General features: G+C 68.8%; 21 protein-coding genes. 10 read left to right on the top strand and 11 right to left on the bottom strand.

Annotation, left to right across the window (positions count from 1 at the left end):
* The first annotated feature begins 15 nt into the window (after nucleotides 1–15).
* Together ACFWDI_RS33155 and ACFWDI_RS33160 are read left to right on the top strand one after the other, a co-directional pair.
* A complete protein-coding gene (locus ACFWDI_RS33155) occupies nucleotides 16–732 on the top strand; it encodes a GAF and ANTAR domain-containing protein (RefSeq protein WP_385309768.1) in 717 nt (238 codons plus the stop codon).
* A gap of 118 nt (nucleotides 733–850) precedes the next feature.
* Entirely contained in the window at nucleotides 851–1,897 is a 1,047-nt protein-coding gene (locus ACFWDI_RS33160) for an acyl-CoA desaturase (RefSeq protein WP_385309770.1), read from the top strand.
* A 4-nt stretch (nucleotides 1,898–1,901) separates the two neighbouring features.
* Here the strand turns inward: ACFWDI_RS33160 and ACFWDI_RS33165 are convergent, their stop codons facing one another.
* Complete coding sequence (locus ACFWDI_RS33165; RefSeq protein ID WP_385309772.1) at nucleotides 1,902–2,738, bottom strand: DUF1206 domain-containing protein; 837 nt, start codon at nucleotides 2,736–2,738, stop codon at nucleotides 1,902–1,904.
* A gap of 353 nt (nucleotides 2,739–3,091) precedes the next feature.
* A complete protein-coding gene (locus ACFWDI_RS33170) occupies nucleotides 3,092–4,006 on the bottom strand; it encodes a LysR family transcriptional regulator (protein WP_385309774.1) in 915 nt (304 codons plus the stop codon).
* Nucleotides 4,007–4,237: 231 nt separating this feature from the next.
* Here ACFWDI_RS33170 and ACFWDI_RS33175 point away from each other — a divergent pair, with 231 nt between their 5' ends.
* The 3 genes from ACFWDI_RS33175 to ACFWDI_RS33185 all read left to right on the top strand — a co-directional run bounded on the left by ACFWDI_RS33175 (nucleotide 4,238) and on the right by ACFWDI_RS33185 (nucleotide 7,676).
* On the top strand, nucleotides 4,238–4,993 hold the full coding sequence (locus ACFWDI_RS33175; RefSeq protein ID WP_385309776.1) for a sulfite exporter TauE/SafE family protein: 756 nt from the start codon (nucleotides 4,238–4,240) through the stop codon (nucleotides 4,991–4,993).
* A 52-nt stretch (nucleotides 4,994–5,045) separates the two neighbouring features.
* A complete protein-coding gene (locus ACFWDI_RS33180) occupies nucleotides 5,046–5,603 on the top strand; it encodes a DUF6817 domain-containing protein (RefSeq protein ID WP_385309778.1) in 558 nt (185 codons plus the stop codon).
* Nucleotides 5,604–5,777: 174 nt separating this feature from the next.
* Nucleotides 5,778–7,676: an ABC transporter ATP-binding protein gene (locus tag ACFWDI_RS33185; RefSeq protein WP_385309780.1), complete on the top strand. Its 1,899-nt coding sequence runs from the start codon at nucleotides 5,778–5,780 to the stop codon at nucleotides 7,674–7,676.
* Between the two features lie 282 nt (nucleotides 7,677–7,958).
* On the opposite strand, the gene ACFWDI_RS33190 is transcribed toward ACFWDI_RS33185, so the two are convergent.
* From ACFWDI_RS33190 to ACFWDI_RS33220, 7 genes are all read right to left on the bottom strand, one after another.
* The gene (locus ACFWDI_RS33190; RefSeq protein ID WP_385309782.1) at nucleotides 7,959–8,249 is read right to left on the bottom strand and encodes a YkvA family protein; all 291 of its coding nucleotides are present in this window, start codon (nucleotides 8,247–8,249) and stop codon (nucleotides 7,959–7,961) included.
* Nucleotides 8,250–8,376: 127 nt separating this feature from the next.
* On the bottom strand, nucleotides 8,377–9,348 hold the full coding sequence (locus tag ACFWDI_RS33195; RefSeq protein WP_385309783.1) for an NAD(P)-dependent alcohol dehydrogenase: 972 nt from the start codon (nucleotides 9,346–9,348) through the stop codon (nucleotides 8,377–8,379).
* The gene (locus ACFWDI_RS33200) at nucleotides 9,345–9,578 is read right to left on the bottom strand and encodes a helix-turn-helix transcriptional regulator (RefSeq protein WP_385309785.1); all 234 of its coding nucleotides are present in this window, start codon (nucleotides 9,576–9,578) and stop codon (nucleotides 9,345–9,347) included. The genes ACFWDI_RS33195 and ACFWDI_RS33200 overlap by 4 nt, the downstream gene beginning before the upstream one ends.
* Nucleotides 9,572–10,000 (bottom strand): hypothetical protein, encoded by a 429-nt coding sequence (locus tag ACFWDI_RS33205; RefSeq protein ID WP_385309787.1) that lies wholly within the window; start codon nucleotides 9,998–10,000, stop codon nucleotides 9,572–9,574. The genes ACFWDI_RS33200 and ACFWDI_RS33205 overlap by 7 nt, the downstream gene beginning before the upstream one ends.
* A gap of 639 nt (nucleotides 10,001–10,639) precedes the next feature.
* Nucleotides 10,640–11,098: an Asp23/Gls24 family envelope stress response protein gene (locus ACFWDI_RS33210; RefSeq protein ID WP_385309789.1), complete on the bottom strand. Its 459-nt coding sequence runs from the start codon at nucleotides 11,096–11,098 to the stop codon at nucleotides 10,640–10,642.
* A gap of 514 nt (nucleotides 11,099–11,612) precedes the next feature.
* Nucleotides 11,613–13,169 (bottom strand): glycerol-3-phosphate dehydrogenase/oxidase, encoded by a 1,557-nt coding sequence (locus ACFWDI_RS33215; RefSeq protein WP_385309791.1) that lies wholly within the window; start codon nucleotides 13,167–13,169, stop codon nucleotides 11,613–11,615.
* Nucleotides 13,166–13,765 carry a TetR/AcrR family transcriptional regulator gene (locus tag ACFWDI_RS33220; RefSeq protein WP_385309792.1) on the bottom strand — a complete coding sequence of 200 codons (600 nt, stop codon included), beginning with the start codon at nucleotides 13,763–13,765 and terminating at the stop codon, nucleotides 13,166–13,168. The genes ACFWDI_RS33215 and ACFWDI_RS33220 overlap by 4 nt, the downstream gene beginning before the upstream one ends.
* A 69-nt stretch (nucleotides 13,766–13,834) precedes the next feature.
* Here ACFWDI_RS33220 and ACFWDI_RS33225 point away from each other — a divergent pair, with 69 nt between their 5' ends.
* Nucleotides 13,835–15,430, top strand: a complete 1,596-nt coding sequence (locus tag ACFWDI_RS33225; protein ID WP_385309794.1) for an FAD-binding oxidoreductase — start codon at nucleotides 13,835–13,837, stop codon at nucleotides 15,428–15,430.
* A 29-nt stretch (nucleotides 15,431–15,459) separates the two neighbouring features.
* Complete coding sequence (locus ACFWDI_RS33230) at nucleotides 15,460–16,341, top strand: diacylglycerol/lipid kinase family protein (RefSeq protein ID WP_385309796.1); 882 nt, start codon at nucleotides 15,460–15,462, stop codon at nucleotides 16,339–16,341.
* Nucleotides 16,342–16,368: 27 nt separating this feature from the next.
* Here the strand turns inward: ACFWDI_RS33230 and ACFWDI_RS33235 are convergent, their stop codons facing one another.
* Both ACFWDI_RS33235 and ACFWDI_RS33240 read right to left on the bottom strand, forming a co-directional pair.
* The gene (locus tag ACFWDI_RS33235) at nucleotides 16,369–16,755 is read right to left on the bottom strand and encodes a DUF4440 domain-containing protein (RefSeq protein ID WP_385309798.1); all 387 of its coding nucleotides are present in this window, start codon (nucleotides 16,753–16,755) and stop codon (nucleotides 16,369–16,371) included.
* A gap of 91 nt (nucleotides 16,756–16,846) precedes the next feature.
* Complete coding sequence (locus tag ACFWDI_RS33240) at nucleotides 16,847–18,553, bottom strand: ricin-type beta-trefoil lectin domain protein (protein WP_385309799.1); 1,707 nt, start codon at nucleotides 18,551–18,553, stop codon at nucleotides 16,847–16,849.
* A 761-nt stretch (nucleotides 18,554–19,314) separates the two neighbouring features.
* On the opposite strand from ACFWDI_RS33240, the gene ACFWDI_RS33245 reads away from it, so the two are divergent.
* From ACFWDI_RS33245 to ACFWDI_RS33255, 3 genes are all read left to right on the top strand, one after another.
* Nucleotides 19,315–19,665: a MerR family transcriptional regulator gene (locus ACFWDI_RS33245; protein ID WP_327327779.1), complete on the top strand. Its 351-nt coding sequence runs from the start codon at nucleotides 19,315–19,317 to the stop codon at nucleotides 19,663–19,665.
* Between the two features lie 431 nt (nucleotides 19,666–20,096).
* On the top strand, nucleotides 20,097–20,300 hold the full coding sequence (locus tag ACFWDI_RS33250; RefSeq protein ID WP_069775160.1) for a cold-shock protein: 204 nt from the start codon (nucleotides 20,097–20,099) through the stop codon (nucleotides 20,298–20,300).
* Nucleotides 20,301–20,660: 360 nt separating this feature from the next.
* Nucleotides 20,661–21,329, top strand: a 669-nt coding sequence (locus tag ACFWDI_RS33255; protein ID WP_385309802.1) for a DEAD/DEAH box helicase, incomplete at its 3' end; no start/stop codon positions are given.

Consider the following 21,329-nt stretch of genomic DNA (forward strand, 5'->3'; position numbering starts at 1 on the left):
CAGAGGGTGTACACGATGAATGATCAGCTCCTTGCCAAGACATTCGTCGAACTGGCCGACAACCTGGTCGCCGACTTCGACCTGATCGACTTCCTGCGCCTGCTGACCGACCGCTGCGTCGGCATGCTCGGCGCCAGCGCGGCCGGCGTGCTGCTCGCGGACCGGGACGGCGAACTCCGCGTCATGGCCGCCTCCAGCGAACAAGTACGCCTGCTCGAGCTCTTCCAGCTCCAGAACGACGAAGGCCCCTGCCTGGAGTGCTTCCACACCGGCGCACCCGTGACAGTCCCCGATCTGAGCGGGGAGGCCGACCGCTGGCCGCGCTTCGTCGAGCAAGCCCACCACAGCGGGTTCGCCGCGGTCCAAGCCCTGCCGATGCGTCTTAGGGACGAAGTCGTCGGCGCCCTCAACCTCTTCCGCACCGACCCCGGCCCCTTCGACCCGGTCGGCACACCCATCGCACAGGCCCTGGCCGACGTCGCCACCATCAGCCTCCTGCAACAACGCTCCACCCACCGCAGCAACCTCCTCAACGAACAGCTGCAGACCGCGCTGAACAGCCGCGTCCTGATCGAACAAGCCAAAGGCAAGCTCGCCGAACGCCAGGGCATCGACATGGAACAGGCCTTCACCGCACTACGCGGCTACGCCCGCGCACACAACCGCCAACTGTCCGACGTCGCCCGCGCCTTCATCGACGGAACCGAACCGCTCACCGGCCTGATCACCTGACCACGCTCACGGACGTTGTCACCTGCCGCGAGCTCCGCCCGTCACCGCGATTGCACTTCACACCAAGCAGCCCGAGCCCCCGGCCGCGACACCACACGACACGGCCGAGGAGTCCCGGATGTCCCCCCGTACGAAAACCACAGCACGGCCCGACGCACGCCCCGAATCACGACCCGAAGGACCCGAACGACCCGAACGGCCCGACGCAGCGGCTCTGGCGCCGGACGCATACGACGGTACGGCGCCTTTCCCGCTGGGTGAGGCTGTGCCTCCGCGCTCGCCCGCCCAGCGCGGGCAGTGGGCGGTGACCGCACTCATCGTGCTGTTCCCCTTCCTGGCCCTCCTCCTCGGCGGCTGGCTGCTGTGGGGACGGCTGATCGGGCCCACCGATCTTCTTCTCGCCCTCTCCCTCTACGGGTTCACCGGCCTGGGCGTCACCGCCGGCTTCCACCGCCTGCTGACCCACCGCAGTTTCACCGCCTCCCCCGCGCTGCGCCTCGCACTCACCACGGCCGGGTCGATGAGCTTCCAGGGCGATGCGATCGGGTGGGTCGCCATCCACCGCCGCCACCATGCCTTCACCGACCGGCCCGGCGACCCGCACTCACCGTTCCGCTACGGCACCAGCCTGCGCGGACAGCTCCGCGGCCTGGCCCATGCCCACGTCGGATGGCTGTTCCAGGCCGACAGCACGCCTGCGGGCCGCTACGCCCCCGACCTGCTCGCCGACCGCTCCCTGCGCGCGCTCTCGCGCGCGTTCCCCGTGCTGTGCCTGCTCTCCCTCACGCTGCCCTTCGCGGCCGGCTGGGCCATCGGCGGCACCGTGCGCGACGGGCTGACCGCGCTGCTGTGGGCGGGCCTTGTACGCATCGCCCTGCTCCAGCACGTGACATGGAGCGTGAATTCGCTCTGCCACATGATCGGCGAACGGCCGTTCCGTACCCGCCGCCATGACCGCGCGACCAATCTCTGGCCGCTCGCGCTGCTCTCGTTCGGGGAGAGCTGGCACAACCTCCACCATGCCGACCCCACCTGCGCCCGCCACGGCGTCGACCGCGGCCAGCTCGACCCGACCGCCGCCGCCATCCGCCTCTTCGAACGGCTCGGCTGGGCGACCGATGTGCACTGGCCGGTCCCCGCCCGCCTCGACGACCGCCGCCGGTGAACGGTCACAGGCGGCGCCACCGCGCCGAGGCGAAGGAGAAGACGCCGAACAGAATCAGTCCGACCGCGACGGCGACCAGGAGCCACGGGCCCATCGGGGCGTGCGTGAAGCTGCGGAGCGTCGCGTCCATGCCCTTGGCCTCGTGCGGGTCGAAGCGGTCCGCCGCAACCAGGATGAAGATCCCGGCTGCGGCGAACACGGTGCCGCGCGCCACGCCGCCGCCCACACCCAGGCCGGTCACGACCTGCCGCGTGCGGCGGCTCATGGCCGCGGTGTCCAACTGCCGCAGGAAGCGCCGCAGGGCCGCCCGTACGGCGAGCACCGCGCCGATGCCGATCAGGAGGCAGCCCGCGGCGCCCACCAGCACACGTCCGTACGGCAGTTTCAGCGCCGATGCCGTCCAGTCCTGAGACTTCGCATCGCCACTGGAGCCCTGGCCGCTCCCTGCGGCAAATGCGGCAGTTGCCCAGCAGACCGCGGCGTAGAAGAGGGCCCGGCCACCGTCCAACAGCCGGGAGGCGGCCTTCCGCCGAGGCCCCCTGGTCATCACCGCGCGGGCGCCCCGCCAGAGCGCCATACAGCCGAAGCCGACGACAAGCGCCCACAGCATCACCCTCCCGAAGGGCTGCTCCGCGACCTGGCGAAGCGCGCCCTGGCGATCAGCTTCCTCGCCACCGCTCCCCAGAGCGATCCTGACGGCCAGCACGCCGATGAGGACATACACCACGCCACGGGCGACAAAGCCCGCCCGTCCTGCGACGGTCAGGGTCTCCTGCTCCGCGGAGTGGCCGGTCATGGATCTCGAAGCACGGGCCCGCCAGTGTGCGTAAGTCGACGTCACGATGCCTCCCTCAGGTGTGGGCGCGCGGTACGCCTCCTGAGCCCCGAGTGCCCCCGGCTGAGCGTCTGATGCGCGCTGCTGGGCGGCGATGTGTTCGCCATCACCCACGACGCCGGCTGCCGCGCGGGGCGGCGCTGAGCTCGGGCGGCGCCGGCCCGCTGCCCGACCGAGGCTCCGTTGACACCTGCGTCCCCAGCCGCCGTGCAACAACTCCCCAGCGATTCTGACCCGTTGACAGGGGTCTCCGGGGTTCGGTTTCGCCCTGCAGATCCTGTGGTGGGCCGCAGTCGTATCGGCGGGAGCCGCGTCCCGGCACGGACGTGCCGCCGGGCGTCAGCCAACCGATCGTCGGCTCATGTCCGGTCAGCGAGCACCCCGGGCATCTCCGCGCAGTTCTGGGCGACGGTATCGGCGAAGGCGCGGGCCAGTGGGCTCAGGGCGTCCCACCGGCGTACCGCCCAACCGGCGGACAGGGCGGGCAGTGCCGGAAGCGGGATCAGGCGGACGCTGTTGTGTTCGGCGCCGTGGCGGCCGGGCAGGGCGGGTACGACGGCGTGGCCGAGGCCGAGCTCCGCGAGGAGGATGGCAGTGTCCCAGTCGGCGACACCGGTGTCGGCGGTCCATCGGACTCCCAACTCGGCGAAGCACGCGTCGAGATGAGCTCGGGATGTCGAGTTCTCGGGGAGGCGGATCAGCTGCAGGTCCGCCAGGTCCGCGGGGTCCATGTGGGTCTTGGCCGCCAGCGGGTCGTCGGCTTTGACAGCCAGCACCCAGGGCAGTTCGACGACGGGGCGCTGCTCGATGCCTCGGACTGGGGTCCCGATGGTGATCCAGGCGAGGTCCAGGTCGTGCGCGGCGAGCGCGTCGAAGCAGCTACGGCTGGAGTTCTCCGTCTCGAACTCCAGGCTCACCAGAGGGTAACGACGGCGGAAGTCGACGATGGCCTCGGCCATGAAGTGCCGTACGGTCGTCGCTCCCGTGGTGATCCGCACCGAACCGCCGTCCCCGCGCACCAGGTCCTGGAGACGGCGCAGGGCCAGGTCGATGCCACCGATACCGTCGGCGGCCGCTGCCTGGAGGATGCGCCCCGCCGAGGTGGGCACAACACCACGTGGATGCCTCTCCAACAGGCTCACGTCCAGTTCCCGTTCCAGCCGTTTGACGTGCTGGCTCACCGCGGACTGCGTGCATGAGAGGTCGCGGGCCACGGCGCTGAGGCTGCCTGCTCTGCACACCGCAATGAAGACACGTAGATCGTCAAGAGTCACGAGGTGAAGGTATCCCTTGGGGGTCTGCAAGGAAACCCGAGGATTGACTTGGGATTTAACCGTCACCGAAGATCGCTTCTGGGCCCAGGGCGGCAACCTGTTCAGGCAATTTCGTGACGGTCCGGACCGCCGCGAAATTCCCTGAACAGGTGCCGACCCAACCGGCTCGGAGCAAAGACTGTCCGGTCACCCGAGCTGCCCGCCCCTGTGCGCGTCTTCGGAAGGTGAATTGTGCAAGCAATCGAGTTGGTGGCCATCGGAGCCGCCGGCATCGCCGCCGGCGGGATCAACGCGGTGGTCGGGTCCGGGACTCTCATCACCTTCCCCACCCTGCTCGCCTTCGGATATCCGCCGGTGCTGGCCAATATGTCCAACAACATCGGCCTGGTGCCGGGCGTACTGAGCGCCGCATACGGCTACCGCAGAGAGCTCAAAGGCCAGTTGGGCCGGTTGATCCGGTTCGGCAGCGCCTCGCTCATCGGAGGGCTCATCGGCGCGCTGCTCCTGCTGAGACTGCCCGCCGAGACCTTCAAGGCAATAGTGCCCGTACTGATCCTGACCGCCTGCGTGCTGGTCCTGCTGCAGCCCCGGCTCGGCCGATGGCTGCAGCAACACCGGAGCCACAGGCGAGATGACGGCGGCGCCCCCATGTGGTTCGGCGTACTGGGCACAGGCATCTACGGCGGCTACTTCGGAGCGGCACAAGGTGTCCTTCTCATGGGACTCTTCGGCAGCTTCCTTCGGGAAGACCTGCAGCGGCTGAACGCCGCGAAGAACGTTCTCGCCTCCATCGTGAACGGAATAGCGGCTGTCGTCTTCATCACGGTTGCCGACGTCGACTGGACCGTCGCCGCAGTGATCGCCGTCGGCTCCTCCCTCGGCGGCGTACTGGGCGCACGCGTGGGCCGCAAGCTGCCACCGGCCGCGCTGCGCGCCCTCATCGTCACCGTCGGCCTCACCGCGGCGGGAGTCATGGCCTTGCAATAGGCCTCCTGGACAAGTAACACCCCTGCCGAACAACTGAAAGGAGTCCGGCCGCGTGCCCACATCAGCAAGCACCACTCACGCCCTCGATCTCCTGCGCGACTGCGGAGCCGAGAATCTCGATCATCCCGGCGGCACGCTACTCGCCCACCTTCAGAGGGTGCAGCAACAGCTCGACCGCTGGAGTGCCCGCCCTGCGCTCCGACTGGCCGGGCTGTGCCATGCGTTCTACGGAACCGACGGCTTCGCCACAGCGCTTCTGCCGATCGACCGTCGCCCCGAACTTGAGGCAGTGATCGGCCCCGAGGCCGAGTCCATCGTCTACCTCTACGCAAGCTGCGACCGGAAGCGGTCGTACCCCACGCTCGCGGACACCGACGCCGCCTTCCGGGACAGATTCACCGGCCGCACCATCACGCCGAGCATGCAACAGCGACAGGACTTCGTCGAGCTCACCGTCGCGAATGAGCTGGACATCGTTCGTATCGACCCCGCCTTCCGGGTGAAGTGGGCGCCCGATCTCCTGGTGCTGTTCGCGCGCTTCCGCCCACTGCTGAGTGAACAGGCCTGGCAGGACTGTCTCACTGGTCTCACCCTGGCTGAGCCTGCTTGAAAACCTGGTCCTCGCCCGGGTCGCCAACACCCGCTGCACCTGACGGCTCGGCGAGGACCGAGAGGAATCAATTGACCTCAAGCTAGGTTGAGGTCATACCGTTCTGGGTGCGCCCCGGGCCACACCGGCCGACGGGAACCGCGTCGGCCCACCAGATTCCGGAGGCGGCACCCCATGGACATGGAAGTCACCGCGTGGACATCGCTGCACAGCGCGATGAACGCCCAACAGGACCGGAGGCCCTTCTCCCGGGCCACCCTGCGTCGAATCGCCTCATTCGCCAGGCCGCACCGTCGGCAGCTGTACCAGTTCCTGCTGCTCAGCGTGATCACGGCACTGCTGGCGGTGGCCACACCCGTGCTCGCGGGCCGCGTCGTCGACGCGATCGTCAAAGGCCAGGAAACCGGCACGGTCACCCGGCTCGCGCTGCTGATCGCCGTCATCGCCGTCGCCGAGGCGGGGCTCGGTCTGCTCACCCGCTGGCTGTCGGCGACCCTCGGCGAGGGGCTGATCCTCGATCTCCGCACGGCGGTCTTCGACCACGTCCAGCGAATGCCGGTCGCCTTCTTCACCCGCACCCGCACCGGCGCACTCGTCAGCCGGCTCAACAACGACGTCATCGGGGCCCAACGGGCCTTCAGCAACACCCTGTCCGGCGTCGTCTCCAACCTCGTCACCCTCCTGCTGACGCTCGCCGTCATGCTCAGCATCTCCTGGCAGATCACCCTGCTCGCCCTGGTCCTGCTGCCGGTGTTCGTCGTCCCCGCCCGCCGGATGGGCTCCCGCATGGCCAAGATGCAGCTCGAGGCCGCCAACCACAACTCCGCCATGGGCACCCAGATGACCGAACGCTTCTCCGCCCCCGGCGCTACTCTCGTCAAACTCTTCGGGCGGCCCGCCGACGAGTCCGCGGAATTCGCCGCGCGCGCCCGCCGGGTTCGCGACATCGGTATCCGTACCGCCATGGCCCAGTCCGTCTTCATCACGGCCCTCACCCTGGTGTCCGCCCTGGCCCTCGCCCTGGTCTACGGACTCGGCGGCTACTACGCACTGCGCGGCAGCCTGGACCCGGGAGCCGTCGTCGCCCTCGCCCTGCTCCTCACCCGCCTCTACGCCCCGCTGACCGCACTGGCCGGCGCCCGAGTCGAGGTAATGAGCGCCCTGGTCAGTTTCGAGCGGGTCTTCGAGATCCTCGACCTGAAGCCACTGATCGCCGAGAAGCCGGACGCCCGCCGGGTGCCGGACGGGCCGGTGTCCGTGGAGTTCGACGGGGTCCGCTTCGGCTATCCCTCCGCCGACAAGGTCTCCCTCGCCTCCCTCGAAGAGGTCGCCACCCTCGACTCCCGCGGCGGCACGGAAGTTCTGAACGATGTCTCCTTCCGCGCCGAACCCGGCCGGATGGTCGCGCTGGTCGGCTCCTCCGGCGCAGGCAAGTCCACGATCGCGCAGCTCGTTCCGCGGCTGTACGACGCCGACAGCGGTTCCGTACGGCTGAACGGCATCGACGTACGCGACCTGACCTCGGACTCGATCCGCGAGACGATCGGCATGGTCACCCAGGACGGCCATCTCTTCCACGAGTCCGTGCGCGCCAACCTGCTTCTCGCCCGGCCCGACGCCACCGAGGACGACATCTGGGACGCCCTGCACCGGTCCCGCCTGAGCGGGCTGGTGGCCTCACTGCCCGACGGCCTGGACACCGTCGTCGGCGAGCGCGGCTACCGGCTCTCCGGCGGCGAGCGCCAGCGGCTGACCATCGCCCGGCTGCTGCTGGCCCGCCAGCGGGTCGTCATCCTCGACGAGGCGACGGCCCACCTCGACTCCACCTCCGAGGCGGCCGTCCAGGAGGCCCTGGGGGAGGCTCTGGAGGGCCGTACCGCTGTGGTGATCGCCCACCGGCTCTCGACCATACGGGCCGCCGACCTGATCCTGGTCGTCGAGGAGGGCCGCGTCATCGAACGCGGAACCCACACCGAACTCCTGGCCGCCGGAGGCCGATACGAGGAGCTGTACCGCACCCAGTTCGATCGCCCGGGGGCGGAGGAGGCACACCCCGTGCACCCCGTGCACTGACCCAGCGCACCGGCACGCGTGTCGGCCGCGGCACCGGCATGGGGTTGTTTTCTCTACTGCCGGTGCCGCAAGGCCCTGGCGATGTCTTGCGTTCCGTCAGGTCCGGCCGCACGTCTGCGCAGGCACGTCGAACGAGATCCACACATCGGGCGGCAGGTTGGGCCGACCCGATCCCGGCTCTCCGTGCCCCGCGTACGACGAAGAAGCTGTTCAGTACGCGCGTCCGGCCGGCAAGGCCGCGGACCAGAACAAGGCCGACAGGACGCTCGCCGCTCGTACGCATCAGCGTCGGCGGGCCACGTCCGCGCTCTGCGTCGCAGCCTGGAGCGAGCGCAGTGCGAGCAGCAGAAAGCCGATGTCGTCGAGCAGGACCGGGTCCGGCAGCAGGTCGACCGGACTCACCAGGTAGATCAAGGCACCCCAGAAGACCGCTTTGTTCTCCATCGGAATTCCGGCATCCCGCAGCTGCCGCCGTGCCTTCACAAGTCTGACCACGAGCATGCCGGCCAGCACGACGGTGGTGGCGATCAGGACCGTGGCGACGGCCACCACCACCCACATTTCGGTATGCACGACTTCTCCCACCTCCCACCTCTCATCGGAACAGGTACCCCGAGAACGGCTACCCCGCTCCGGCGGAGGCTCTCACCTGGGTGCCGTCAGACGGGTGGCGCGGATGCGTTCAGGACCTCAGGAAAGCTCACACCGTGATGACGACCTTGCCGCAGGCATGGCCGGCCCTCAGGTACTGAATGGCCTTGGGAACCTCACTCAGCGAGTACGTCCTGTCGACGATCGGAGTGAGTTTGCCGGCCTCGATCAGCTTCCCCAGCAACTGGAGGTCCTCCTGATTCTCCGTGGACACCAGCATCCGCAGTTTCTGGCTCACGAACAGTGACAGCATCGCCGCCCGGAGCGCGCGGTCCACGCCCTGCACCCACCGTCCTCCCCCTTCGGATCCGACGATGACGAGACTTCCCCGCGGATCGAGAGCACGCCGCAGGTGTGCCAACGAACGACCACCCGCTGTGTCGAGGATCAGGTCGTAGCGCCGCGGCCCGTCCGCGAAGTCCTCGCGTGTGTAGTCGATGACGTCGTCGGCGCCGATCGAGCGGACCAGGTCCGTCTTCTTCGTGCTGCACACACCGGTGACGTTCGCTCCGAACTCCTTGGCCAGCTGCACCGCGAACGTCCCGACGCCTCCGCCCGCACCGATGACCAGCACCTTCTGCCCTGCCTGGACCTGTGCACTGCGGCGAAGACCCTGGAGGGCGGCAAACGCGGAGGAGGGGACTGCCGCCGCCTGCTCGAAGGTGACGTTCGCCGGCTTGGGCGCGAACTTGTCCTGGCGCGCGCAGGCGTACTCGGCGTAGGAGCCCGAACAGGTGCCGAACACCTCGTCACCGGGCTGGAACCGGCTCACGTTCCGGCCGACTGCCTCGACACGCCCCGCGACGTCCAGACCCGGAACACGGGTTTTGGGTCTGCGCAGCCCGAATCCTACGATGCGAAGGAGGTACGGCAGGCCCGTGACGAGGTGCCAGACTCCCTGGTCGACCCCGGCGGCGTGAACGCGTACGAGCACGTCGTCATCGCCGACGACCGGCTTGTCGATCTCCTTGAGTTCCAGGCCATCGGGTGACCGGTACGTCTCCCGGACTATTGCCTTCATGGTGTCTTTCCTTCGCTGTCCGGGTACTGGAACACAGTGTCGAGCGGGACGGTGAACACCCTGGCGATCTGAAATGCCAATTCGAGTGAAGGCGAATATCTGCCTTGCTCGATGGCAATGACGGTCTGGCGGGACACACCGATGCGTTCTGCCAGATCCGCTTGCGTCATCTCTCCGTGCGCGAACCGGAGGGTCCGGATCGCGTTCGTGACCCTGGTGGGCTTCACCATGACTGGAAGCCTCGGCGATACGCGACGATCTTGGCCGTGGAACCGAGGATCGCCGACAGTACGAACGCCAGGTAGACCGCGTTGGCGATCCAGAAGTAGTCCAGCTCGGCCATCGACATACCGAGCGCTGCCACTCCCCCGATCACGACGAATGACTGGCCGATGTGTTCGCCGAACCGATTGATCTCCCTGTCGCGCTGATCCTTCTTGCGGGCGTCCTTCGGCGAGAACATCGCAATGAGCATATGGAGCACGATCGACGCCGCGATCGAGATGCCCAAGGCCCACAACAACGTCGCCACATACGACACCTCGACGAGAGGGGCATCCCCCGTTCGCCCAAGAATGACGACGAGATAGCCCGCGTACGTACTGACCGCGAGCACCCCCATGACCCATGCACTCTTCTCTTCGAATGGCATACCACGAATGTAAAGCAACACAGACATCGTGTCAAAGTTTCTTGACATGGTCGTACGCGGCCGGGGCGGGGGTGGCCGGCCGGTGGGCCGCCCGCCGTGGTCGGCAGATACGTCCTGTGCGTACCCGCTCGGCTCTGGCTGCGGCACAGGCACGGAGGCAGGCGCGGACGCGTTCCCCTCCGGGACGCCGGAAGGGCCCGGCGCGTCCGGCAAGGAGGCCAGCAGGACCGCCAACTCCTCAATTTTGCAGGCGAGTTCGCTGACCCACTCGATACGGCGTCCGGCGTCCCACGGCCCGCTCTACGGTGCGCGCAACTGCTCCAGAAGCGTGCCGATGGCGGCCAGGACCGCGGTGAGCGCGGGGGGCACCGCGAACTGCCGGCCAGGTCACGGCACATTCGGCACCGGGGCGACGCGACGTGCCCTGGGCAAGGTCGTACAGGAAACGCGGATGATTCCACAACGTGCTTGCCGAACAGCCGAGTTGGGGAGACTAGCCGAATGCCGAGCTCGGGCTGAGCCGGACAGTCCGTCGCGCGGCAGTCAACTCGCCTCGATCGAAAGGTGGTTGACCGTCAGCCTCGGCCCGGCGGTTGTCGTGCGACAACTGCATTCATTCGACCGTGCGGCCGCCAGGCGTCATCGCACTCTGGCGCCCTTGACTCCGCTGCTTCCTTCGTCGTCATCGTCGTCGGAGCCGGGCACGTAGACGTCAAGCACGTTGATGTTGATCTCGACGACTTCCAGGCCGGTCATCGTCTCAACGGCGTCCGTCACATTGCTGCGGATGTTCTTGGCGGCCTCCATGATCGGAACGCCGTACTCGACGACGATACCGATGTCGATGGCCGTCTGCTTCTCCCCGACCTCGGCCTTGACACCGCGACCGGGGTCGGAGGACCGGGACATCTTGTCCCGGACCGCGCCCATCGCTCTGGAAGCTCCTCCACCTACAGAATGAATGCCGTACGTGTCCCGAACAGCGATTCCCGCAATAGTGGCTACCACGGAATCGGCAATCGTGGTCGTGCCGCGCACACGGTCCCCGTCGGCGCTCTCCTCCAGAGTGGTCGCGCCTGGGCGGTCGATACTGGCCATCGGAGATCCTCCGCACAGAGTCGGTTCCTCTCATCGGCGGAGTGGCCCCTGACAAGGGATTCCTCACCGCCCGAGCCCCCACTCCACTGTGCTCCTGGCCTTTGGCATCCGCCATTCGGGCGAATCCACCACCCATACGTGCCACGCCACACGACGCCCCGTCCCGGTGCGCGGCACATCACTGGTCCCGCAGCTTGCAGGGCGTCAAGGCCGAGCACCGGGCCGGGGGACCACGCACAGGGCAGGCACGCCCATGTGCTGCTCGAGGGCGGACAGCTCGCGTTGGACGCTCTACTGCCGGGTTTCATGGCCGAGTTGAGGGCCTCGGCCGCACCGCGGCTCGGCATGCCTTCGGACATGGTGCAGTGGCAGAGCGGGCGCACAGCGGCGACTTCGTACATCGGCCCCCGCTCAGTGACCCGCAAGGAGCTTCACGGCCAGGACCTCTGCCCGGTCACACCTCGAAGGCAACGAGGAGGACCGGCCCCCGGCCGGACGCGGCCTCGGTGTGAGCTCAGCGGGCGAGTGCGCTGCGGGCGGCTTCGCACGCCGCTTGGCGGTCGTGCGGGACGAGGCCGATACGGGTGCGCCGGTCGAGAATGTCGGACTCGTCGAGGGCTCCCTCGTGGCGGACCGCCCACACCAGTTCGGCGCCGGTGACGGGGTGTCCGGGAACCACGGGCAGGGCCAGAGACGGGTCGGCGAGGCCGAGTGCGTGGACGGCCGGGGCTTCGGATCCGTAGCGGCGGACCAGGCGTCGGGGCGCGGCAAGCGTCGCGAGCGTGCCTGGCGGGGCGGCGCCGACAAGCGGGATCGAGGTCGTGCGGCACCGGTCGGCGCTCAGACCGCTCCCGGTGACGGCGGCGTCGACGGCGTCCTGCGCCATCCGCCGGTAGGTGGTGAGCTTGCCGCCGACGACCGTGACCACACCCTGGGTTGACGTCACAACGGCGTGCTTTCGGGAGATGTCGGCGGTGCGGCCCGTGTCCGACGTGGTGGTGTCCAGGAGCGGGCGCAGCCCGGCGAATGCTCCCACCACCGAATCCCGGGTGATGGATATGTCGAGGGCCGAGCCCAGCACGTCGAGGAGGAAGCCGATGTCCGTCTCGGGCACTTCCGGTACGTCCGGGATGGTGCCGTCGATCGGCTCGTCGGTCAGCCCCACGTAGACCCGGCCGTCACCCTGTGGCAGCACGAGGACGAACCGGTTGGGTTCCCCCGGGATCGGGATGTGCATACCGGCGGTGAGGCTGCCGATCTCCTCCGAGCGCAGGACCACATGCGTGCCGCGAGAGGGGCGCAGCCGTACGTCGTCGACGAGGCTGCCCGCCCAGACCCCCGTGGCGTTGATGACCGTGCGGGCGCGGATCTCCAGTTCCTCTCCGGTGAGTTCGTCGCGGACCCTGGCGCCGGAGCCGGTGAGCGAGAGCGCGCGGGTGCGGGTGAGGATGCGGGCGCCGTGCGCGGCCGCTGTGCGGGCTATCGCGGTCACCAGGCGTGCGTCGTCGGTGAGTTGGCCGTCCCAGGACAGCAGTCCCCCGCGCAGGCCTGTCGGCCGCAGTGCCGGGACCATGTGCCGCGTCTCCACCGTGGAGAGAGTGCGGGGAGCGGGCAGGGTGGTGCGTGAGGTGCGGGCGGAGGCACGCAGGAGGTCGCCGGCCTTGAAGCCGGCCCAGGCAAGCGCAGCCTGGCCGCGGGAGACCAGTGGGGTGAGCGGCAGGACGAAGGGCTGGGCCCGTACCAGGTGGGGGGCGGTGCGTTCCATGAGGACGCCGCGTTCGACGGCGCTTTCGTGGGCGACGTCGAGCTGGCCCGTTGCGAGGTAGCGCAGTCCGCCGTGGATGAGCTTCGAGCTCCAGCGTGAGGTCCCGAAGGCCAGGTCATGGGCGTCGATGGCGGCGACGGTCAGCCCGCGTGAGGCGGCGTCGAGTGCCGCTCCGGCGCCCGTCGCGCCGAGTCCGACGACAAGGACGTCGACGTGGGCTCCGTCGGCGAGTTCGGTGAGCTCGCGGCGTCGGCGTGCCGCGCTGAGCGAGGAGGGGGCAGGAGCACGGCCACTCGAGCGGCTCATGGCGTAAGGGTCCTCTCCAGAAGGGTCCGCAGCTCTTCGAGGAAGGCTGCTTCGGTGAGTTCAGGGTCGGTTTCGTCGGTCATCGTGCGCAGCGAGAGCGTGAAGGACTGCGCGACGAGCAGCAGCGAGCGGGCCTGAAGGTCGGGGTTCATCCGGCGGACGGACCCGTCGGCGTGGCCCTCCCGCAGGGCACCGGTGAGGAGCCCCAGCAGTGCGTCCTGGCTGGTGCCCCGGTGGTCGAGCACGTAGGGCAGCAGCAGCTCGGGGTCCACGTCGATGATCTTGCGGAAGAGCGGATGGGCGCGAAAGGCGGCGACTCCGGCGACCATTCCGTCGATGAGCCGGGTCCGGGTGGGGACGTCGGGCACCGGGCCGGTCATCGTGCCGACGGCGAGTGCGATCCACTCCCGGGTCATCACGTCGCCGACCAGGGTCCGTACGTCCGGCCAGCGGCGATAGAGCGTCATACGGGACACTCCGGCGCGCCGGGCCACGTCGGTCAGGGTGGTGCGGCGTACGCCGACAGCCAGGACACAGTCGCGTGCCGCGTCGAGAACGGCATCTCCGTCCGAACGGTTGTGACGAATGGGCGTCATCTGTCACAGTGTAATCGCAGTGCAGGCCGTACGGCACGGCGACCCGCAAAACCGAGGGTGAGGATCCAAGTGGACATGTTGTGGAGTGGCTGGGGAGACCCGGCCAAGGCGGCCCCGCTGCCCGACACGGTGGTCGGCCTGCTGCGCGACCTGCTGGGCGTCGCGCCGAGGGAGAGCGGCCCCGCGCACATCGGCAGCATCCCCGCTCCCGACTCCCCCCTCACCGACAAGACCCGGCAGGCGCTCGTCGGCTGCCTGGGGGACGCCACTCATCTGCGCACCGACGCAGAGACACGCATCCGGCACACCCGGGGCAAGTCCACCCCCGACCTGCTGCGCATCCGGGCCGGCGAGGTCGACGACATCCCGGCAGCTGTCGCACTGCCGGGCAGCCACGACGAGGTACTCGCCCTGCTGCGAGTCTGCGCCGACCACGGCGTGTCCGCCGTGCCGTTCGGAGGCGGAACCTCCGTCGTCGGCGGACTGGCCCCCGAGGCGCAGCGCTGCTTCATCGCGCTGGACCTGCGCCGACTGGACAGTCTGGTCGCGCTCGACGAGGTCTCCCGTACCGCCGTTCTGCAGCCCGGGCTGCGCGCACCCGAGTGCGAGGCGCTCCTCAACGAACAGGGCTTCACCCTGGGCCACTTCCCGCAGTCGTACGAGTGGGCCTCGATCGGTGGGTTCGCCGCCGCGCGTTCCAGCGGCCAGGCCTCGGCCGGATACGGCCGGTTCGACGACATGGTGCTCGGCCTCACCGTGGCCACCCCGGAGGGCACCCTGGAACTGGGACGCGCGCCCCGCTCGGCGGCAGGACCGGATCTGCGCCAGCTGATCCTCGGCTCCGAGGGAGCGCTGGGTGTCATCACATCGGTGACCGTGCGGATCCGGCCCGTGCCGCAAACCAAGATCTACGAAGGCTGGCGCTTCTCGTCCTTCGAGGCGGGCGCGCTGGCACTGCGCAAGCTCGCCCAGGACGGTCCGCTGCCGACCGTACTGCGGCTGTCGGACGAAACGGAGACCTTCATCGGCCTCGCGCAGCCGGACGCCATCGGCGGGTCCGACGCCCCGCAGGCAGCCGGCTGCATGGCGATCGCCGGCTACGAGGGCACCGCTGAGGACACTGCGGACCGGCGCGCCCGGGCCCGGGAGGTGCTGCTCGCCTGCGGCGGTGAATTCCTCGGCGCAGAACCGGGCGACCGGTGGGCCCACGGCCGCTACAACGCCCCGTATCTGCGTGACGCGCTGCTGGACGCCGGCGCGTTCGCCGAGACCCTGGAGACGGCGACGTTCTGGTCCGGACTGCCGGCGCTGTACGACGCGGTGCGCCAGGCTCTCACCACGACCCTGACCGACGCAGGCACCCCGCCCCTGGTCATGTGCCACATCTCCCATGTGTACGAGAACGGCGCGTCCCTCTACTTCACGGTGGTCTCGGCGCAGGGGGACGATCCGGTCGCCCACTGGGCCCCCGTGAAGCGGGCCGCCAACGACGCGATCCTTCTCGCCGGCGGCACCATCAGCCATCATCACGGAGTCGGCACCGACCACCGCGACTGGTACGCGCGGGAGATCGGCCCTGTCGGAGTCAACATCCTGCAGGCCGTCAAGAACGAGATCGACCCGTCCGGGGTCCTCAACCCCGGCGTCCTCATCCCCGTCCGCTGACTTGCCCCGTGCCGACCGGAGGCGCATTCATGCGACATTTCACAGCCATCGTCAACCCCACCGCGGGCGGTTCCAGCGGTACGGCGGCCCTGCTTCCGCTGGCCCGCCTCCTGCGGGAGGCCGGGGCTCAGCTCGACACCCAGTACAGCCGCAGCCTGGAACACGCACGGGAAGTGGCATTGCAGGCCGGCGAGCGCGGGCACGTCGTGCTCGCCGTGGGCGGCGACGGGATTGCCGGCTGTGTCGGCGGGGCACTGAGTGGCACTGACACCCTGTTCAGCATCGTCCCGGCCGGCCGGGGCAACGACTTTGCCCGCGCGCTCGGACTTCCGGCCGACGCACCCGCCCTGGCCGAAGTGCTGCTCAACGGCTCGCCTCGGGCGATCGACACCATCCAGGTCGAATCAGCCGTGCACCCCGGGACATGCGTGCTGGGCAGTGTGTACGCGGGAGTCGACGCGGTGGCCAACCAGTACGCCAACACCGCCAGGCTGCTGAGGGGCGCCGCCTCGTACTACGCGGGCGGCATGCGCGCCGTGCTGACCTGGCGACCCGTCTCCTACCGCATCACTGTGGACGGCGTGTTGCACGAACGGCGCGGCTACACGGTCGTGGCCGCCAACTCCCGCTTCTACGGGTTCGGCCGCCAGATCGCCCCCGACGCACGGCTCGACGACGGCCTGCTGGACGTGGTCGTGATCCGGCATGCACCCAAGCGGCTGTTTTTCGCGATCATGAATGAGCTCAAGACAGGGGCGCACGTGCAGCGCCCGGAGGTGGAGATCCTGCGGGGCAAGGAGATTCGCATCGAGGCCGATCGCGATATCCCCTACGGCGCGGACGGCGAGATCGAGGCGACGCTCCCGGTGACGGCAAGGGTGCAGCCGGGGGCACTCACCGTGCTCTGCTGACGCGGAGGCGTGCCTCGCACCGTTGGGTTACATACACTCGGGCGGAATGGGCGTGGCCTGGTGAAAGTACATGCGCCATGTCCCATCCGCCGGCTGCTTGCGCCAGAGCGAAGCCCGCCGTGCCCGGACTCCATCGATCGTGGTCTCGTAGGTGAGGTGCACCAGCCCGGGCGCCAGCAGAACACCGGTCACCTGAGCGGGCTCATAGCGCGGACCGTTTTCTCCGCCGCCCTGCATCTCGGGCAGCTCGGCAAGCATTTCCTCATACGTCCACCGCCGACCCGAAGCACCGACCTCTACGAACTCCGGGTCCAGCAGCTGCCGGGTAAGCGACCGTGACGATCGCACGCCGGGGTCCATCAGACGCAGTTCGCCCGCGATCGCTTCGCGTACCTCATCCGTCTCTCCGCTCATACAGGCATCTTCGTCCCGATAGCCGAGTCCTTCGCAAACCGAGATACCGCGCGGCGCCGGCCCGCCCGCACACAGCTTTCCGCAACACGCTTCAGTTCTGCTGGGAGACGCCGGCGGTCCAGCGCTGGTCGCTGTCTCCGTCAGCCGGGTCGAAGTCGAGCAGACTGCCCTCGGAGCTGCCCAAGGGTTCAAGGGCGAAGTCCGGCGCCACCTGTGGGCGTATGGCTCCTGATCCATCGACGGTGAAGAGCAGATTCAGGCCGTTCTTGCCGTTGACGGAGGCGCAGGACCAGATGCCGACGCCGCGGTCGGTGTCGCCGCGCGAGTCCAGGCAGAAGTCGGGATCTGCGTTACTGCGCAGTAGGCCGATGGAGTCCAGACTCCACTGCTGGGTCAGGGCACCACTGCAGCGTGCGGTGACGACATCGGTGCGGTTCGCCATCACACCGTTCACGATGTCCAGGCACAGACCGGATTCCGTGTGGACGACCTGGGTGTAGCCGCCCCCCGGGACGATCGACACCGGCCGGGGCGGGACGCTCTTCGACGGAGCGGGCGCCGGAGGCTTGGGGGCAGGAGGATTGGAGGCAGCGGCCGACATGGTGGGGCTCGGCGAGCGTGAGGGCTTCTTCGACGGCTCCAGGCTGGGGCTCGTCGACGGGGCGGGGACGGGCACGGCCGCGGTGGGCCAGGCTTCCCGGAGCGGGGGCTCCTCCGCGCGGTCGCGTGCCGGACCGGAGTCCTCGGAAGCGGTCGCCAACAGAGTGCCCGCGACGACAACGGCCGCGGCCGCCACAGCGACGAGGACGACGGTCCGGGACAGCCGCCTCGCGCCGTTCCGCGGCGTCTGCTCGCTCTGCGACGACTCCGCCGAGGCGGTGAACGCGGACATGCCTGCCGTGGGGGCCGACCGGTCGGGCTGGACCGGTACGGCGTCGAGCAGGCCGCGCACGGGACCGCGCGCCGCGTAGGCCGCTCCGCCCCACCGGAGCAGGCCCTCAGCCAACACAGTCCGGGGGTCGTCCGCCAGCCGCGGCAGCTCCGCGACCAACCGTGTGCAGCTGGGACATTCCGTCAGATGGAGCGTCAGATCCTCGCTGCGCCGCCGGTCCCCCGGTCGCGCCGCCGCCTCGATGATGCGGCGGAATCCCAGACACTTTCTGTCTCCGCCCTGCTCCAGATATGCCCGGAGATAGGCCTGGCGCATGGCGTTCTGCGCCTTGTCCCGCAGCTCCGGAACGAGGTTCGGGTCGACGTTGAGGAAGGTGGCGACCATGGCGTCCGACTCCTCGTCGACCACCGCGTACCAGAGGACGCCCCGTGTCAGCTCCGGCAGCCGGTAGAAGCCGGTCAGCATGGCTGACGACGCCTCGAGCCGGAGGCGCCGGGATTCAGGCAGATCCGTTGCGCTGAAGTCGGCAGTGTCATCGATCCATGCCACGAAGTCGGATTCGAGCCGGTCCCGGCGACCATTGGCGGCCCAGCTGAGCCCCACCCGCTGAACAAGCATCAGCAGATGGTGACGCCAGTTCCCCTGGGGCTCGATGCCCCGGCACGCCTCACGGGCGGCGAGGTCGAAGGCCTGGACGGCCAGCTGGTTCCCAGCGACCTGGTTGCGTCCGCAGAGCCGGGCGTAGGTGAGAACAGCAGGCAGGTGGCGGCGCTTGAGCTCCTGGATGGCGGGATAGGCGGGCGGGGCACCGGCGCGGATGCGTTCGGTGAGCTCCGCGTCCGACAGGGCGGTGCAGAGCAGTTTCTCGTCCGCGGAATCGGGACCGACCTTGTGGAGCTCTGGCACCCTGTTGACTCCTCGTTCACTACCGCGCGACCGACCCACCTGCCCAGGCGGAAACACGCCGTTGTTACCTGCAGGAAACAAGAGCCCATAGTGAAGCAGCGGGATCAGCAGGGAAAGGTGTTTCCGTGGGTAAGTCGTCGCCGACGGCTGCCCCGTGCCCGTGTCTGCACCGTGGGAGGTGCCGCATCAGCGGCAAGCGCGACTGCGGCATTCGATGAATGCGTCAAGTGGCGCACCGTCAGCTGGTGGCGACGTCCGTGCTTGAACCCGCCGGAGCCCTCCCCCTCTCCCAACCGCCGGAGACCGGCAGGTCCTGCCTTCCTGCTCCTGTACACCGCCTGGGCCGGTGGCCCGGCTTCCAGGAAAATCTATCGCGTCCAGGGTAGAAATTACCCGCCTTCACGGTTAGAGTTTCTCGCGTAGCCGACGAAGTCAGCGAACGCGACAGAGTCGGCCCGGGCGGCCTCCGGGCTCGCCCTGCAGTACCGCAGTTCTCAGAGCAGTACGACCCGAACAACCAGAGAGGAGCAGACGCCATCAGGATCGCCCGGGCGAGCATCCAGTACGCCCGGGTACCGCAGGCCCCGATTGGAAGGTGGTCCCCGGTCACGCATCCGCGATCCCCGCACCTCCGCCCTCAGGGACGGACACGCGGAACAAGAAAGCCAGCGCACAGCGCCGGCAGATGGTGTTGATACCCCTCGGGGCCCTGGCGTGTACGCGCCGGGGCCCCTCGACGCGCGTTCCAGAAAGAGGTGCAAGTGCCCCCAGAAACTCCACCGCACACCACCAGCGACCGATTCGACGATGACGACTACCCCGCCTACACCATGGGTCGCGCCGCCGAAATGATCGGCGCCACGCCCGGCTTCCTCCGGGCCGTCGGCGAAGCCCGTCTGATCACCCCACTGCGATCCGAAGGCGGCCATCGCCGCTACTCCCGCTACCAACTGCGCATCGCCGCTCGCGCACGCGAACTGGTCGACAGCGGGACACCGATCGACGCAGCCTGCCGCATCGTCATTCTGGAAGACCAGCTCGAGGAAGCCCTTCGCATCAACGAGGAACTGCGCCGGCCCACGGCAGACTCGGGCGGGGCAGTCGGCTCCTGACCGCGCCTGAGCATCGGCGAACCCCTTGCCCCGGCCACGAAGGCCGGACAGGCGTGCTGTTCGCCGGCCCGGCGAAGAGGCCGCGTCCCCATGACCGACACCTCCTCGGCTGCTCCCTCCGTTCCGCCCCCATGCGCTCCGCGCACTCGGGTATCTATTGTCGCAGGCACAGATATTCGGCCAATGCGCGATGAGGGTTTATGGCACGGCGGGCGGAGTGATATTACTCGCCGCGCCCGGCCGCTTGCGCCGTGCTACCGTTGTTCTCAGTTGCAGTTGTGGTTCCCAAAGACTTCAAGTGCTCGTACCGGCGTTAATTGCCGGAGCGTGCACTTCTGTATTGCCGGATACTTTCCGGACGGGGCAATCATCGCGGCGACGCGGAGCTCGCACAGTGCGGGCCCCGGGCACTGCCCCGAAGGAGATATGACATGGCTACTGGCACCGTCAAGTGGTTCAACGCGGAAAAGGGTTTCGGCTTCATCGAGCAGGACGGCGGCGGCGCTGACGTGTTCGCCCACTACTCGAACATCGCCGCCCAGGGCTTCCGTGAGCTGCAGGAGGGCCAGAAGGTGAACTTCGACGTCACGCAGGGCCAGAAGGGCCCGCAGGCCGAGAACATCGTTCCCGCCTGACGCTGACACGCACGACGCAGCTGGGGCCCGCACCTTGGGGTGCGGGCCCCAGCTCGTTACTTTTTCCGGGTTTCAGCCAGGGCCGCAGCGGCTTCATGCGAGGCGAGAGGCAATACGTTTTCTCACCGTACGGCAGTCGATCCGTCCACGGCTCCTGCCGGTCACAGACCCGCCCGATTTCCCTGATTCGGCATCCCACACCCTGGCGCATGTCAGTCATTTTGACGTACCGGCCCCCCGCTTCTTTCGTCGGCGGTCGGACTTCGTCTTCATTTTTACTTCGGCTCGTTCTTGCGATTTCTGTGGCGCTCATTGCTGCCGAGAATCCCTCGATACGTGCCATATCGAGGAAGGTTCTGCATGAACCGCTCAGCTCGCACGAACGACCGCTACTCCCGCACCCGCAAGGGCGGCAACGCCGGCTCCGGCAGAGGCGACGGCTTCCGTTCGCAGTCGCAGGGACGCCAAGGCGCTCCGGGCCGCTCGGCGGCCCCGCGCCGCTCCGGCGGCTACGGGCGTCGCCCCGCCGCACTGCAGGGGGAGTTCGCGCTGCCGGTCACCATCACACCGGCGCTGCCCGCCGTCGAAGCCTTCGCCGAACTGGATATACCCGCACCCCTGCTGGCGGCGCTTCGCACCGAGGGGGTGACCGTGCCGTTCCCGATCCAGGCGGCGACGCTGCCGAACTCCCTGGCCGGCCGGGACGTGCTGGGCCGCGGGCGTACCGGTTCGGGCAAGACGCTCGCCTTCGGTCTGGCGTTGCTGGCCCGTACCGAGGGCAGGCGTGCCGAGCCCCGTCAGCCGCTGGCGCTGGTCCTGGTTCCGACCCGCGAGCTGGCTCAGCAGGTCACCGACGCGCTCACCCCCTACGCCCGGTCGCTGAAGCTGCGACTGGCCACCGTGGTCGGCGGTATGTCGATCGGCCGCCAGGCCAGTGCGCTGCGCGCCGGGGCCGAGGTCGTGGTGGCGACGCCGGGCCGCCTCAAGGACCTCATCGAGCGCAAGGACTGCCGTCTGGACCGGGTGGAC

Origin of the sequence: Streptomyces sp. NPDC060064, assembly GCF_042736455.1 — a bacterium.
Lineage (GTDB): Bacteria > Actinomycetota > Actinomycetes > Streptomycetales > Streptomycetaceae > Streptomyces.

Bases quoted from the DNA above. Each gene is read 5' to 3' on its own strand.
- ACFWDI_RS33160 (WP_385309770.1), top strand. From the start codon at position 851: ATGTCCCCCCGTACGAAAACCACAGCACGGCCCGACGCACGCCCCGAA.
- ACFWDI_RS33195 (WP_385309783.1), bottom strand. From the start codon at position 9,348: ATGAAGGCAATAGTCCGGGAGACGTACCGGTCACCCGATGGCCTGGAA.
- ACFWDI_RS33210 (WP_385309789.1), bottom strand. From the start codon at position 11,098: ATGGCCAGTATCGACCGCCCAGGCGCGACCACTCTGGAGGAGAGCGCC.
- ACFWDI_RS33230 (WP_385309796.1), top strand. From the start codon at position 15,460: ATGCGACATTTCACAGCCATCGTCAACCCCACCGCGGGCGGTTCCAGC.
- ACFWDI_RS33185 (WP_385309780.1), top strand. From the start codon at position 5,778: ATGGACATGGAAGTCACCGCGTGGACATCGCTGCACAGCGCGATGAAC.
- ACFWDI_RS33235 (WP_385309798.1), bottom strand. From the start codon at position 16,755: ATGAGCGGAGAGACGGATGAGGTACGCGAAGCGATCGCGGGCGAACTG.
- ACFWDI_RS33215 (WP_385309791.1), bottom strand. From the start codon at position 13,169: ATGAGCCGCTCGAGTGGCCGTGCTCCTGCCCCCTCCTCGCTCAGCGCG.
- ACFWDI_RS33250 (WP_069775160.1), top strand. From the start codon at position 20,097: ATGGCTACTGGCACCGTCAAGTGGTTCAACGCGGAAAAGGGTTTCGGC.
- ACFWDI_RS33155 (WP_385309768.1), top strand. From the start codon at position 16: ATGAATGATCAGCTCCTTGCCAAGACATTCGTCGAACTGGCCGACAAC.
- ACFWDI_RS33205 (WP_385309787.1), bottom strand. From the start codon at position 10,000: ATGCCATTCGAAGAGAAGAGTGCATGGGTCATGGGGGTGCTCGCGGTC.
- ACFWDI_RS33220 (WP_385309792.1), bottom strand. From the start codon at position 13,765: ATGACGCCCATTCGTCACAACCGTTCGGACGGAGATGCCGTTCTCGAC.
- ACFWDI_RS33200 (WP_385309785.1), bottom strand. From the start codon at position 9,578: ATGGTGAAGCCCACCAGGGTCACGAACGCGATCCGGACCCTCCGGTTC.